A 14,752-nucleotide genomic window follows, 5' to 3' on the forward strand; every position below is an offset into this window, starting at 1 on the left:
TACTCCTTTTTGACGGTTACCCGTGCTGCCACGCCGAGCCAAATCAAGGGCATTTTTGACCTTGATTTTGACCCCGGCCGCAACATTTGGCCGAAGTCAAGGGCATTTTTGCCCTTTGATTTGCCCCCGGCCGCTGCATTGGCTGATCAAGGGATTTTTGTCCTTGATTTGATCCCGGCCGCCACATTTGGCTGAATCAAGTGCATTTTTGCCCTTGATTTGACCCCGGCCGCCACATTTGGCCGGATCAAGGGATTTTTGTCCTTGATTTGACCGCGGCTCGCCCTAAATTCGCCTAAAGTGCATCATCAGCAACAATCAGCTCAAAGACAGAGCCGGCGGCGAACAGCGTCCCGGCCTTGGGCTTGAAGGTCACCGAGGTTACGGCTGCGTTGCTCTTCCAGCGTCCGCCGTATAAGGCTATCCGGCTGCCACATGTGCCGGCAAGCGACAGGATATGCTTATGGCGGTCGGTCTCGGCATGCCGGATAATGGAAAGTGTTCCGAAACCAAATTGGCCAGTTTCTGCACCCGCGCCCGGAATCACACCGATCTCATTGTCTGGCAGCAGTGCAGTTTCGTTATCGCCCTCGTTTTTTATTTCCCCATAAGCGGATGCCCGGCGGATAGCATAGCCGGCTGCCGAGTGGTCACCGTTCAGCCCGAGCAGGAGGCCGTCTTCCTTGTCTCCGTAATTACTTCTCGCCACAACGACCGCGCGAAGGCCTGCAGCTCCCGCAGGAACCTGGAGTGTGACCGAGGCTTCACCGGCGGCAGCGACTACGTGCCTGGCTGCTGGAGACTCTGCTTTATAGGCGCTGATGATGGAGCCGGACATATAATATTCCCCGCCCATTCCTGGGAAATAGTGCAGCCGGGTTAACGCTGCTGTATTTCTTCTGCGGCCGTTCTCCTGACTGACCGGGTAGAAGATATCCTCATATGCAGCATGCTGGCTCATCCACGGCTTATGAAAATCAGTGCTGCGGTATTCCGGATACATCACCACCAGATTGCCGAAAGAATCCGCCGGAGCTGTAGCCGCCGTTGACCAGCCTACCCGCTTCTCTTCGAAGTACTCATCAATAACCTTGGGATCCGCAATTCCCTCCCCTCCTAATCGGTGGAGCGGGTAATTGGCAGCTGTAGTATCATTATTGAGCTCCTGATAGACCCGGTCGCCTTGACGGGTGGACTGAATATGGCTGGACCGCAAATACATCAGCAGGATCAGATGATTGGCATCCGTTGGCAGGGTGCCAAAGGTGAATTTCCGGGTCTGCGTGTCCGGCAGCCGGTCTGCGGCCAGTAGCGCTTCATTGACTGCATACAGAGTGATGATTGAGCCCGTAGCCCACTGGTTAACCCCTCCGGGCACATTTTGCCACGGACGCAGAGTGATAGCGTCAATTGCTGCCGTATTCTCCCAGGCTCCGGCATGACGCTGCAGCCTGGTCTCCAGCGAAGATCCCATGGAATGCCACAGCTTCAGATTATCCGTGCGGAAGGCAAACGGAAACAGCAGATACCCGCCCCCGTATCCTGCTGTTAAAGGAGGAATGTCCACGCCCTGAGCAACATTGGTATTCGTTGTGCTGGTCGTCGTTACCGCAGAGCCTGTAGCCACGAACTCTCTGCGGTTATAATGGGCGGCAGTATCACCGTTCAGAATAACCTCACAGAATCTGCGCTCGGTGTAGGTCTGGGCAGCATTTACCTCAATAAGCAGATGGCGGGTGCCCTCAGGCACAAGTGCAGACAGGGAGCTGAACGTAATCTCAGTCCCCGGCGAAGCTTCCACTTTAATTTCAGCTATACGCATTAACGGCAAAGAAGATAGAATACTCATGAATAATCGCTCCTTTTTAATTGGAATAGACATTCTATGAACATAAATCCTGCTATTTCCGATAATCAGGCTTAACCGATTGCGGCGGCTGCTCCGGCTGTAATTCTCCCCGCAATCCATAATTGTTCAGCCTTGTCCCCGTCACCTGCCTCCAGCCTGCGAGACAGCCCTTCTGGCCATGGTTCATCCGCGATATAGGCAAGCGCAGCATGCTCCGGTATAAGTCCTTGGTGTCGAAGATGCTCAACTGCCGGCAGCATAAGCAGCTCCCCGATGCCTGCCGTTTCGGCAGCTTCCCAAGGCAACCGGACATCCAGATAAGCCTCCTCCGGATAATAACCAGTCCGAAGCCGCATAGACAGCCTGTTGCCGCTATGGCTCCATTCCATCCAGGTACAGTCTGCTGTCTCTCCAAATGGCCCGGAGCCAATCAAAACCGCAGTCAGTGTACATGGAACAGCCTGCCCTTTAACTCCCGTCCGATCAGCCTGACCAATAATCCTGCCGGCGGTAAGCAACCCTCTGCCGTTCTTATAGGCAATTTCAATTAAACTCCGCCCTTCTGCATCCTGCAGATCCAGACAGCGCACCTCGTATAGAACACTTACCCCTACATTTTGCAAAAACCGGTCTGCCGCCAGCTGTACCAGTACCGGCTCCAGCTGATCCCCGTTCCAAGCTCCTTCTTCCCGCAGCAGGCCAATCAGCTCATGCGCAACATCACTGTCAGCATGAATTCCACTAAAGAAGGTCACTCTAGACTTCGTAACCTCCGTCATCAAAGCACTTCCGTCCGCGATCAGCACCACCCTCTTGCCTTGACGGCCCAATGCTGCCGCACAGATAACCTCTGCGGTCCCCGCACCAATCACTGCAGCATCAAACTCACCGAGCAGCGGGACAGCCCCGTCTTCAGGCACACTCTCTCTAAAACTCCAAGGAAGCAGCCGCACTGCCGCATTGCGGACATACCCCCGCGGATCAGCCGACCCGGCAGCAGCCGCACTTCCAATGACCCTCCCTTGCTCCGCGCTCAATTCTGCCAGCAAGGCTGCTGCTCTCAGCCCGAGGCTCCAGCCGAGCGATTCCGGCCGGTCCCCGTGCATCCGGTAATCCGTTCCAAGTTCACCAGCTGATAACCACGCCTCAACTGCACCGCAGCCTCAGCACGTTCCCCGGCGCTCAGCAATGGACAAACAGCAGACAAGTAATCCAGCAGAAAGGTGCTGTTAACGGCACCCGGCTGCTCTATAAATGCAGCCGCCGCCTGACTCACTCCAGCGGTGCTTTTCAGCATACGCAGCAGAACAAAAGAAGCAATCCAGAACGGTACACATTTGGGATGATTGCTGAGCTTATTCATATCCTTTGCAGCAATACGTTCCAGCAGGTATGGAACCGCTGCCTCCCTTCCAAGCATGGCGAGTGTGATCGCAGCACAGAACCTTGCCTCCGGTGTTCCTTCATATAGTTTTTTTTCCAGCAAAAGAGTAATCTGACTGTCCTTTAAAGCTTCAGCTGAGCTGCCCAGCAGCCAGACTGCCTTCCACCGCTCGTCCGTCCCGAAATAAGATGCAAGCTGTTCTGCGTACGAAGCGGCGTTTTTCCTCCCCAGTTCAACACCAGCCAGCTCACCGCGCTTAAAGCGCAGATTCCGGCCATGAGTCCGCTTTAGGTCCTCAGCCTCCAGTACTCCCCGTTCCACCAGCCGGTTCTGCAGCCCGGATCGATCCAGCTCCCGCGGTGCACGGCCGGAACGGCTACTCATTGCAGCGGCAACCCCTGCCGCCTCGCCAACTTTATGCATGTCCTTTTGCATCCGTACACCCATTCCCACATCCCGGTCTACTGACAAAGCCCGCCCGGCCACCAGCAGATTTCCGATACCGGCAGGCAAAAGCGCCCCGTATGGAATATCGCACCACAAGCCTTTGACGAACAAGCCCATGACCGCAATCCACAGCTGGCTAAATTCACTTTCATTCCCAGTATCGAAGCCGTGATTATCCAGATGGGAATAGCTGCGGCAGATCACCTCCGGTGAAGGCCGGTCTTCAATGTACTCCTCAAGGGTAATGGTAGCGTCTCCCTCGATCAGTCCGCCTTCCCGCACCCCGAGCATGGACGAGAGCGCAAAATAATGCGCACCCTCTGCATATCCTTGCCTAACCCATTCCCGGCCGCGGTTAAAAGCCCGCGACACATCCCAGGGATCATATGGATCTACCCATCCGGCATCCAGATTGTCGTACCCGATCTCACCGTCCAACACTCTGCGAGGAATGAGCGAGTAATTATGATACACGCCGTCCAGCTCGCGGCCGTACCTCAGCCTGCCGCCGGCCATACGCACCAGATGGGCATTCCCGGTGCTGTCAATCGTTACCTTGGCACGGATTTCGAACCGGCCTGCCGGAGTCAGCAAACGCACGCCTGCGACATCCGTCTCCTCTTTAATCACGTCATACACAACGGAATTCAGGTAGACCTCAATTCCCTTTTCCCGGCAAAGGGCGGCAAGCACCACCCGCTTGGCATCCGGATGAAAGCCCTTGGTCTTCCCCCCAAAAACGGAGGCCGCTTCTGCGGTCCTGCGGTCAATCTCCTCCTGTAGACCTCCCGGAGAACCGTAATAGTAACGGTGGATACCGCCGCGGGTTGCCACTCCGCCGAGTGCGGCATCATTTTCAACCAGGATCACCTTAGCACCTTCCTCAGCAGCCGCAAGGGCTGCCACGCAGCCTGCTGTCCCGCCTCCAACAACAAGAACCTCCGTCCGGACGATTTTAACTGGCCCAACTCTTACACCTCCTGCCTGATTAGCCTTTAATGGAACCGGCCAGACCTTCGATGAAATACCGCTGCAGGAACAGGAATACGATGATAATCGGCACCACCGACATAACCGCCCCCGCCGCCAGCCCGGTCCAGTCCACACTGTTCGTTCCAAAGAAGTTGTACATCCCGACACCCAGCGTCCGCAGCGACGGCTTGCTTAAAGTGAACGTCAGCGGAACAAAAAACGCATTCCACGCCCCGATAAAGCTAAAAATCGTTACCGTGCCCAGAATCGGCTTGGACAGCGGCAGCATAATGCTGAAGAACATCCGGAAATAACCGGCCCCGTCAATCGTTGCGGACTCCTCCATCTCTTTGGGCAGCGAGGCAAAATATCCGACAAACAGCAGGATGGATACGATTTTGGACGGACCCGATTCAGCCAGGATAACTCCCATCAGCGTGTTGTTGAAGCCCAGTCCGACAATCAGCTCGAACAGCGGAAGAATGGTGAAGCCTTTGGGCAGGAACATCGAGACGACCAGCATAGTCATGATCAGCTTTTTACCGGGCATGCTGCCTCTTCCCAGCGCATAACCAGCCATGGAGGTAATAACAAGCACAAGCAGAACAACCGAAGCGGTAACGATGACCGAATTGAAAAAGTATTGATAAAAGTTTGCCAGATCCCAGGCCCTTGCAAAATTGTCGAGCGTCGGCTCCTTGGGGATGATGTTGATGCCGCCCAGGAACATTTCACTCTGCGATTTGAAGGATGAGGAGATGATCCAGATGAACGGATAACTCCAGATAAGCGTGAAGGCAAGCAGCAGGACCTGGGCCGGCAGCTGTCTAAGAAATCGGTTTAGGCGGTACATAGGCTTAGGCTCCTTTCGTGCCGGATTTGCGGGCAGCTTTGCCGGTCAGCGCCTGAATGATGACGACAACTAGAACGGCCAGACTGAACAGGATGCCTGCTGCCGAGGCGAAGCCGTAACGGGAAGAGCCGCTTTCGGGCTCGAATGCATAACGGAAAATGTAAGTCTGCACCACATCGGTCGCTTTTACCGGACCGCCTTCAGTCATCGTACGGACCAGGTCAAACGGATCGAGGTTGTTGATAAAAGTGAGCAGGGTAATGACAAGGCCAATCGGCGCCAGCATCGGAACGGTAATCCGGAAAAAGCTCTGCACCTTGCTCGCCCCGTCGATTTTGGCTGCCTCATACAGCTCTCCAGGAATGGTCTGCAGCCCGGCGAGCCAATAGATCATGGGAGTGCCAAAGCTTTTCCAGACAGAAACAGCCAGCAGTGTCGGCAGCGCAAGTGCGGTTGACCCGAGAAAGTTAATCGGCTCATTGATAAGCCCTGTGCCCAGCAGCATTTCGTTGATCGCACCGCCCAGCGGGTTCAGCAGAATCGAGAAAATAACACCGATAACCGCTGTAGTAGAAATAACCGGCACGAACAGCAGCAGCCTGTATACATTTCTCCCCGCAAGAAACTGGTTGTTGAGAATGACCGCAACGATCAGCGCCAGCGGCATCTGGATCAGCACATGCGTCAGGGCGAACAGGAACGTGTTCATAAAAGCATTCCAGAAGCCCGGATCGGACGCGACCTCCCTGAAGTTGCCAAGCCCAACAAAATCCGTCGGCCAGCCGATGCCGTCCCAGTTAAAGAACGAATAATACCAGCTTGCAATCATCGGCCACAAGGTAAAAGCGGCAAAGAACACCAGCATCGGCAGCACGAACAGGTAATGGTAGCGGTGCTTCTTGATCTGTTTGAACAGCTCCGCTCTTTTGGAGAGCGGAGCCTTGCCGGCGGAAGCAGTCATGCTCTGCTGCGGTGTGCCGTAGCCCATTGTGAATTCACTCCTGTCTGTTTCTGTATGGTTTCCGGGTTCTAAAGGTCAGCGTTTACTCGATAATATAATTCTCCATCGGGTTCCAATCGGGATATTTCAGGTCCTCTCGGCTAAAATCAATGCCTCCGTCGTTCGCAATCTTGATCTGCTCATCGATGACCTTATTGGCCTTGGCATCATAATCCTCTGCCAGCGGGACTGGATCCTCGTTGCTGACCACTGCCTTCAGGAATACCTCCTGAATCTTCGGCTTCGGCATGGCATCGCTGATGCTCTTCGAGAACTGGTCATAGTTCTGGTTATTCGTATTGACAGCCGGAGCATCCGGATGGTCTCATCCATTACCGTCACAATCTGCTCCATATCTGCGGACATTGCTATACCTTCCATTGCTGCAGGCATTAGCACGAGCTCTTTTGCATATTCGTAATTGGCCCGTTCAAACTCTACCGACCCGAGGAAGTCCAATACCTTCCAGGCAGCTTCTTTCACCTTTGACTGTGAGCTCATCGCATAACGCGGCTCAGCAATCGTCGGAGTATCCCGGTATCCGCTCCGTCCGGCATCAGGGACCGGTGCGGCTGCAATGCCCATATCCATGCCCGCATTCAGCTTGCGGATTTCTTCTGCCTGCCACGCTGCCCCGATGAACATCGCTACCCGTCCGGCTGCGAACTGCTGGTGCATCTGTGCAGTATCCCAGTTTTCCCAGCCAGGCGCCACAATCTTCTGGGCGTTCAGCTGTCGCAGGATTTCCACGACCGGTGTCGCCGACTTCGACGAGAACTGCCCTGTTTTCAGGTTGATGATCGTGTTGCCCTCATACCCGATTACACCGCCTTCAAGCCCTGAGCCGAGTCCCGATACACTCAGTCCGAACACCGCAGGCGCTTTCCCCATCATGGCGAAGCCGTACACCTGGCCTTTGCCTTCTTTGGTTATCCTGGTGGCTGCTTCCACGAACTCGCTGTGTGTCTTAGGCGGCTCACTGTAGCCGTACTGCTCCAGAATCGTCTTGTTGTAGTACAGTGGTCTTACCTTGTCGAAGCGCGGGTCGCGGACCGGAATCCCGATGACTTCCCCGTTCACCCGGGTCTGACTGGTCCGGCTGAAGGCCCCTTCCGGGAAGCGGGCCACAAAAGCCTCATCCATATAGCTGTCCAGCGGCTCCACCCATTTATTGTCGTACACCGTTCTCGCCTGCGGCTGACCGCCTTCAATAAAGAAGATATCCGGGCCTTCGTTAGCGGCAAAAGACAGCTGAAGCGCATTGTTATACTGCTCCGTCGGATTGGCGATGACCGTCACCTTCACCTCTGGATTCGCTTTCATAAAAATGTCCATTTGTTCCTTGTAAAAAGCTTCATCACCCGGTCTGGCCGAGACAATTGAGAAATTCACCTTCTGCACTTCAGCGGCTGTAGCCGCAGGTGCCGTTGTAGCCGCCGAACCGGAAGGCGGTGTTGTTGCATCGCTGCTTCCGGCATTGTTATTGCCGCCGCAGCCGGCCAGTATCCCGGTAAGGGCAAACACCGCAGTCAGAGATCCGATCAGTGAACGTTTTCTTGTCACTTACATGCACTCCCCTTTGTTTAGGATCGATCATCGCTGGAACCTGTTCCTCTAGCTTACAGTGTTATTGTAGCAAGTGCGCACCATTTAACGTATCCCATGGAACTACGAACCGGGTGGAAATATCTATCCGCTTGTGCCGCCAAAATAAAAAGCAGCTCCTCCCAAGGGAAAAGCTGCTTAAAACCATACTATCAGAGAAATGCTGCTTTGAGTGTTACCACTTCATAAGGTGTAAGCGTGCGGGTTACCGACCCGCCGTTCACTGACAGCTGCGGGTTCTCCACCAGCTGTTCCATCAGGTTAGTCTCTGTCACCTTGATCAGACCGTCCGGACTGTTAGCCGTGGCTTCACCGCTTGTCTGCTTCCGTCCCTCCGGCCCGGCGGAGAAGGCCAGCTCTACCTGCTCCCTGCCGCCGCCGGATTCATATAGCCGGATTACAGCTCCGCAGGAGTCCTCAGCTATTTTGATTGCATCGACAATACCTTGCCGGCTCTGCACCTCCAGTAGTGAAGCCGTAGAAGGGCGTATGCCATCATGCGCTTCTGCGGCGTATACCGTCAGTGGCTGATTGAGTTCAAAACCTTGCCGTACTACCTCCCCTTCCCTCCAACCGCCTTCATGCGGATACAGGGAATACGTGAACTCATGCACACCGATATCAGCGGTGTTGTCCGGCCAGCGCGGGGAGCGCAGCAAGGACAGGCGCATGACGCTACCTTTGATGTCGTAGCCGTATTTGCAGTCGTTCAGCAGGCTTACCCCGTAGCCACCTTCCGACAGATCCGCCCAGCGGTGTCCGCACACCTCAAACTGGGCCTGCTCCCAGCTTGTATTGTTATGGGTCGGACGTTCAATGCTGCCGAACGGGATTTCATAGACCGCCTTGGCCGAGCGGATATCTACCGGAAAAGCAACTTTGAGCAGCTTGTGCTCCTCATGCCAGTCTACCCTGGTTTCGAAATCCACACGGCGGGATTGATGATGCAGAATCAGACGCTGTTCGATCAGCGAATCATTCAGCTGCCATGAGAACTTCAAGATGTCCCTGGTCTTTCCTTGTAGCAGGACCTCACTGGAGAGCTGAACGGCTTCCGCCGCCGGCTGCTCCGCAAAATGAGGATCAATATCCCAGGCATCCCAGACCGTCGGGCGGTCATGGAACAGCTGCAGATGATTGGCGGCAGCGCCAGGAGTAATCAGCTCCCGGCCGGCTGCTTTATCAACCCAGGAGACGATCCGCCCGGAATCGTCAAATAACAAGCTGTAGAACACCGTTTCCCAGCTTTTCAGCTTTGCAGTTCCGGCATTCTCACAGCTGGCCGCAGCTACTTCAGTCCCGCACATAACTTTCTCCGCATCTGCATCCGTCTTATCCCGCAGCCATACCGTAGTATAGCCCAGCGATGGTACCTCCCCCGGACAAAAACTCATCTGGTATTTGTCCTTTGATTGCAGCAGATCGTATGGCAGCGGGTTTCCGCCGGCGTCATACGGGGCTTTATTCAGCAGCTCGGCTCCTCCGGTAAGTACGGCGACATCACTGCGGTTCCACGAAAGGCTGTTAAACAGAAGCAGAGGGGTTCCTGTTCCCCGGGTATCTGCAGCTGCAGCCAGTGCCTCAAGCCCCCTGCTGAGCGCTTTTTTCCCCCGGCTGAATATTTTCTCATAATGCTCAGCCGATTTAACATACACCTCCGGGATGGACGTGCCGGGAATAATATCATGGAACTGATTCAGCAGCAGCAGCTCCCAGCCTTCCTGGAGTCCGCCCTGCTGCAGCTCCGTACATTCTTCAAGTGTTGCCGCACCTGACAGATAGGACAGGGAGTTCCAGATTTCGGCTTCACGGTACAGCGATTCCGCTTTTCGGTTCCAGCGCTTGTTGCTACCGTGTGTCGTGTAGGTTCCCCTGTGCAGCTCCAGGTACATGTCGCCCGACCAGACGGGAAGCTTGGGATCAGCCTCGCTGACGCCGTCAAAGAAATCATGAGCCGTGCTGAACCGGCTCACCGGAAGTCCGGGCAGTGCCGCAGAACGGCTAATGACCTCCAGCATCTCCCGGGTCACGCCGCCTCCGCCGTCCCCGAAGCCGTAGAGCAGCATCTGCTCCGGATGGGCTTTTTTCTGCTTGTAGCTGTCCCAGTGCTCACCCACATCTCCCGGCAGTGTGTTCTCGTTAAGCCCATGATTCAGAAAAGATAGAATTTTCGTTCCGTCAATACCTTCCCAGTAGAACAGATCGTACGGAAAAGCGTTCGTGTCGTTCCAGTTCATTTTGGTAGTCATGAAATAGTCTACCCCGGACTTTTTCAGCAGCTGAGGAAGAGAAGCGCAATACCCGAACGTATCAGGCAGCCACTCCACCCGGGAGGTTTTGCCGAATTCCCGTTCATAGAAAGCCCCGCCGTACAGCAGCTGCCGGACCAGCGATTCCCCGGAAGGAATGTTCAGATCCGGCTCAACCCACATTCCGCCGACAAGCTCCCAGCGCCCTTCTGCGACACGCTTTTTGATCTGCTCATACAAATCGGGAAAATGCTTCTTCACATAAGCGTACAGCTGCGGCTGGCTTTGCGAATACAGGTAGTCCTCATAATGCTCCATAAGCGTAATAACGGTTGAGAAGGTACGGCCGGTTTTGCGGACGGTTTCTTTCAGCGGCCACAGCCAGGCCAGGTCGATATGCGACTGGCCGACCATATGCATCGTTCCGGCGTCCCCCGGATTCCGGCTGCCCGCAGCAGCCTGAAGCTTGCTGACCAGTCCCTCCTCAGCCTGCCGGAAGCGTTTCTCGTCCGCCTCCGCCGGGTCTCCGATCAGCAGAATGGTATCCTCAAGCGCATGCTCCAGCTGAAGACGTTCCACCGACCGCTCCGCCAGCCGGTTCAGGCTGTCCAGACAGACGGTCAACGTAAAATACAGGCTTTCAGCAGCCGGGTTTACACTCACCAGCCGGGCTTCCTGAAAATGCACTGGCGGAGCATCATTATCCTTCTGGCCGTTTAAAGGGTCGTCGGGAATCAGCGGCACATGATATAGCTCTATGCTCAGCTTCAGCTCACCGCTTGCCGCAAGCGCCTTGGACAGAGGGACAAAGCTTCTGTTCTTGTCGAGTCCGTGATAGGGCAACCCGTTAATGGACAGCAGTCCCTCTCCTCCAGCCCTGAATATAATTCCGGTTTTTTCGTCCGCCCAATCCTCCGGTATTTGGACTGCCGTTTCCAGAAACAGCGTCTCTCTAACCTGGCTCTGCAGCCGGCCGGGAGCAGCAGTTTCCCGTTCAGCCTCATACCGGTACTCTCCCTCATCCGCATAAAACGCCCTTTGCAGGGACCATTCTCCAATGTCGCGGCTTTCCTTAATCCAGCGCAGCTGCAGCTCTTTCAGCAGCCGGTTCACTCTTCTGATCAGCGGCATGTTCAATCCTCCCGGATAATGAGTTAGCAGAGCTATTCAAAGAATTTTATAAGCAGGGTATGAATTTCATAAGGCTTGAATTCAAGCCTGATTTCACCGCCGCTATGAAGTTCTCCCAGAGGGCGCTCCATGAGATCGCACAGCTGCCAGGAATGAACGGGGTATCCGCTGCCCAGCTTAACTTTCAGGCGGCCGCCGAAGAATTCATGCAGCCGGATTACACAACTGTCACCCTGTTCAGACAATTTGACGGCATCGATTGCGACTCCTGCAACATCCGTTCGGAACAGTGATTTACCTGTTTCTCCGTTGAGTCTTCCTTGGACCGTCCGCAGCGGGTTATTAAGCATCCAGGCTTCCTCTGCCGTACCTCCCTCGGCCCAGTCCCCCTCATGCGGCAGCAAGCTGTACGTGAACCGGTGTTCACCCTGGTCGGCCTGCCAGTCCGGTGCGGTTGCTGACTTTATCAGCGACAGGCGCATCACATGATCCTTGATGTCATAGCCGTACTTGCAGTCATTAAGCAGGCTTACCCCGTAGCCCCGCTCTGACAGATCCGCCCATTGATGCCCCACACTCTCAAAACGCGCATAATCCCAGCTTGTATTCCAGTGGGTCGGACGCTTCACATTACCATATTGGATATCATAGGTTGCTTCTGTCGAACGGACGGCCACCGGAAAAGCAACCTTAAGCAGCTGGTGCTGCTCCTGCCAGTCAACCAGCGTCTCGAAATCAATCCGGCGGCTGCCGGCATACACCTTCACTTTCTGGATGACTGTGGAGTCCATGTACTTCCAGGAGAACTGTAAAACTGCTGCCAGCGGACCTGATTCAAGCAGCTCGATGGAGACGAGTCCGGTGATTTCCCGTTTTTTCTCCTGATAATACAGATCAATGTCCCAGGCATCGTACTGCTTCGGCTTATCCTCGAACACCTGCAGCACATTACCGTATTCGTCCGGAGCGAGCACCTCACGGTCTGCATCACGGTCATACAGGCGGCATAGCTGTCCAGAGGCATTCCATTCCATAATATAGTGAGGCGTTGTCAGGGTGGAGTTTTCCCATACAAAAGAGTCCGTTTGAGCTTCCGGTTCAACAGTGTCAGTAAAATGTGCACTGATGACTGCTGCTGCCAGCATCGGGATCTCAGGCGCTTCGATCATCCATTTGTTGTCCAGCTGCTGTGCACGCAGCATTGCCCCGTGTTCATCCCGCCATTGTCTGTATTCAGAATCTTCGGCATACACGGTGATCAGTCCGGCCTGGTCAAAGGAAGCACCGTTAAATACCGTATACACTTTTTTGTCCGTATCCTGTACGGAGGAACTTGTTAAAGCTTCAGCAGCTGCATGGGATACCTGATAACCAGTCTCCTCAGCTTCCGCATACTCGGCGCGCGAATCCTCGTAGACCTCACGGATTGAGGAGCCCGGGATAATATCATGGAACTGGTTGCGCAGGATGATTTTCCAGCCCTCATCCAATTCCTGCTTTGGATACTTCTCGTAGCTGCCCGACTCGGCAGCCAGTAACACCTGAAGCCATTCCGCTTCACGGTACAGCAGCTCCAGCCTGCGGTTCATTTTTTTATTGTAAGCCTGACTGGTGTAGGTTCCTCTATGGTACTCAAGGTATAGCTCACCGTCCCAGGTATGAACATACTGGTCTGTGCTGCGGATCGTCTCATTCAGACGCTCAAAATAATCATCCGCCCGGCCCGGCTTCACATTCGGCACCCCCGGTATTGCATCGAGCCTCCGCCGCAGCTCCAGATGCTCCCGGTTAACCCCGCCACCGCCGTCCCCGTATCCATAGGCAAGCAGCAGCTCCCGGTTCAGATTCTTGTCCCGGTAGGAGTCCCAGATGCCCTGGACAGCAAACGGTTCCATTAAACCGTTGTAGGTATAGTACCAGGCGCTGGATTCCGGTCCTTCCGGTGTCGTAATAAAGTGGGCGAGTACCTCGCTCCCGTCCATCCCCCGCCAGTGGAACGTATCATGCGGCATGCGGTTGTACTGGCTCCAGCTGATCTTTGTTGTCATAAACGTATCTATTCCGGATTTGCGCAAAATCTGCGGCAGCGCCCAGCTATAGCCAAAGACATCCGGCAGCCACAAATACTTACATTCCACACCGAACTCTTCCCTGAAAAATTTGGTCCCGTACAAAATCTGACGTACCAGCGATTCGCCGCTCGTCAGGTTACAGTCCGCCTCCAGCCACATTGCACCGCCAGCTTCCCAGCGGCCTTCTTTGACCCGACCGGCAATTTCGGCATACAGCTCAGGGTAATCCTTCTTGATGTAATCGTACAATTGCGGCTGTGTCTGCAGAAAAATATATTCCGGATACTGCTTCATCAGCCTCAGCACAGTGGAAAAAGAGCGCGCCGCCTTCTCCCGCGTATGGGTCAGCCGCCACAGCCAGGCAACGTCGATATGGGTGTGCCCTAGTGCCGTTACTGTTACCGGATGCTTCTGTTCCATCGCCGTAAGCCGCGCTGCCAGCTGTTCATCCGCTTCCCGTACTGAAGCGTAAAAAGCCTCACTGCCCGGCCTCGACCAGTCCAGCAGGCGGAAGGCCCGGTCCAGGACGGTCTGCAGCTCCTGCTTCAGCGGATCACTGCCGCCAAGCGATTTATATACGGCCAGCATCGCCCGGCCGGTGTAGTACAAATTGTCGGCCGCCTCATCAAGCCATGCAAGCTCCACCCGTTTGATTCTGTGCTCCTGTGGCACCGGCAGACCGCCGCCTTCAAGGCCCGACCATAGCCGGAAGGTAAAGCTGACTGCCGTACCCGCCGTCTCCGGCTCCAGAAAAACCTCCTGGTGATTGGAGTCCACCCCCTGGTAAGGCTTCCCGTTCAGAAACAGCAGCGACTCAAAGCCGCTGTTATTTCCGCCGCCCGTACGGCCGAAATCGAACAGGCCGACGATACGTTTGTCCTGCCAGTGTACCGGTATCTCTACCGTTCTGTGCAGCCAGAGGTACATGTCCCTTCCGGTCCAGTAATCACCAACACGGTAGGGATCTCCCTGCTTCAAATCCGGCGGGTATACACCGTTGGCTCCTTCCTTGTCTTCAAGTCCAAGCCATTCTGTCAAGAAAATAGTCTCACGGTACCGGTAGCGTTCCAATTCAGCAATTCGCGCACCAAGCTTCTCATCTGTCCAAAACAACGCTTTCAGCCTCCTTTTAATAACACGTGTTATATACTAAAAAGAAAAGGCAATCCACTTTGTGATTATGCCATTTA

10 protein-coding genes are annotated in these 14,752 nt (G+C 54.8%); 1 reads left to right on the plus strand and 9 read right to left on the minus strand.

The genetic code is table 11. From position 1 onward, the window contains the following. Nucleotides 1-9 precede the first annotated feature (9 nt). Nucleotides 10-195 carry a hypothetical protein gene (locus AWJ19_RS13635; RefSeq protein ID WP_128083590.1) on the plus strand — a complete coding sequence of 62 codons (186 nt, stop codon included), beginning with the start codon at nucleotides 10-12 and terminating at the stop codon, nucleotides 193-195. A gap of 100 nt (nucleotides 196-295) precedes the next feature. Here the strand turns inward: AWJ19_RS13635 and AWJ19_RS13640 are convergent, their stop codons facing one another. The 9 genes from AWJ19_RS13640 to AWJ19_RS13680 form a co-directional block, all read right to left on the minus strand. Next, the gene (locus AWJ19_RS13640) at nucleotides 296-1,849 is read right to left on the minus strand and encodes a hypothetical protein (RefSeq protein WP_068724462.1); all 1,554 of its coding nucleotides are present in this window, start codon (nucleotides 1,847-1,849) and stop codon (nucleotides 296-298) included. A gap of 71 nt (nucleotides 1,850-1,920) precedes the next feature. After that, nucleotides 1,921-2,955 (minus strand): hypothetical protein, encoded by a 1,035-nt coding sequence (locus AWJ19_RS13645; protein WP_068724464.1) that lies wholly within the window; start codon nucleotides 2,953-2,955, stop codon nucleotides 1,921-1,923. Then, entirely contained in the window at nucleotides 2,910-4,787 is a 1,878-nt protein-coding gene (locus AWJ19_RS13650) for an FAD-dependent oxidoreductase (protein ID WP_082707877.1), read from the minus strand. Before AWJ19_RS13650 ends, AWJ19_RS13645 begins: the two co-directional genes overlap by 46 nt. Further along, nucleotides 4,669-5,505: a carbohydrate ABC transporter permease gene (locus AWJ19_RS13655; protein ID WP_068724468.1), complete on the minus strand. Its 837-nt coding sequence runs from the start codon at nucleotides 5,503-5,505 to the stop codon at nucleotides 4,669-4,671. Before AWJ19_RS13655 ends, AWJ19_RS13650 begins: the two co-directional genes overlap by 119 nt. A gap of 4 nt (nucleotides 5,506-5,509) precedes the next feature. After that, nucleotides 5,510-6,493: a sugar ABC transporter permease gene (locus AWJ19_RS13660; RefSeq protein ID WP_198536560.1), complete on the minus strand. Its 984-nt coding sequence runs from the start codon at nucleotides 6,491-6,493 to the stop codon at nucleotides 5,510-5,512. Between the two features lie 55 nt (nucleotides 6,494-6,548). Beyond that, nucleotides 6,549-6,755, minus strand: a complete 207-nt coding sequence (locus AWJ19_RS13665) for a Nif11-like leader peptide family natural product precursor (protein WP_068724469.1) — start codon at nucleotides 6,753-6,755, stop codon at nucleotides 6,549-6,551. Beyond that, a complete protein-coding gene (locus AWJ19_RS13670; RefSeq protein ID WP_068724471.1) occupies nucleotides 6,722-8,068 on the minus strand; it encodes an extracellular solute-binding protein in 1,347 nt (448 codons plus the stop codon). The genes AWJ19_RS13665 and AWJ19_RS13670 overlap by 34 nt, the downstream gene beginning before the upstream one ends. 194 nt (nucleotides 8,069-8,262) lie before the next feature. Further along, nucleotides 8,263-11,490: an alpha-mannosidase gene (locus tag AWJ19_RS13675; RefSeq protein WP_241781735.1), complete on the minus strand. Its 3,228-nt coding sequence runs from the start codon at nucleotides 11,488-11,490 to the stop codon at nucleotides 8,263-8,265. Nucleotides 11,491-11,522: 32 nt separating this feature from the next. Continuing rightward, nucleotides 11,523-14,675, minus strand: coding sequence for an alpha-mannosidase (locus AWJ19_RS13680; protein ID WP_068724473.1), 3,153 nt, complete (start codon nucleotides 14,673-14,675; stop codon nucleotides 11,523-11,525). Between the last annotated feature and the right edge of the window lie 77 nt (nucleotides 14,676-14,752).

It is taken from the genome of Paenibacillus sp. DMB5, assembly GCF_001517085.1.
In the GTDB taxonomy this organism is placed as follows: Bacteria; Bacillota; Bacilli; order Paenibacillales; family Paenibacillaceae; genus Paenibacillus_AQ.

What these genes read in the sequence shown, in the direction of transcription:
- AWJ19_RS13640 (WP_068724462.1), bottom strand. Translation starts at nt 1,849, where the DNA reads ATGAGTATTCTATCTTCTTTGCCGTTAATGCGTATAGCTGAAATTAAA.
- AWJ19_RS13645 (WP_068724464.1), bottom strand. Translation starts at nt 2,955, where the DNA reads ATGCACGGGGACCGGCCGGAATCGCTCGGCTGGAGCCTCGGGCTGAGA.
- AWJ19_RS13655 (WP_068724468.1), bottom strand. Translation starts at nt 5,505, where the DNA reads ATGTACCGCCTAAACCGATTTCTTAGACAGCTGCCGGCCCAGGTCCTG.
- AWJ19_RS13660 (WP_198536560.1), bottom strand. Translation starts at nt 6,493, where the DNA reads ATGGGCTACGGCACACCGCAGCAGAGCATGACTGCTTCCGCCGGCAAG.
- AWJ19_RS13665 (WP_068724469.1), bottom strand. Translation starts at nt 6,755, where the DNA reads ATGCCGAAGCCGAAGATTCAGGAGGTATTCCTGAAGGCAGTGGTCAGC.
- AWJ19_RS13675 (WP_241781735.1), bottom strand. Translation starts at nt 11,490, where the DNA reads ATGCCGCTGATCAGAAGAGTGAACCGGCTGCTGAAAGAGCTGCAGCTG.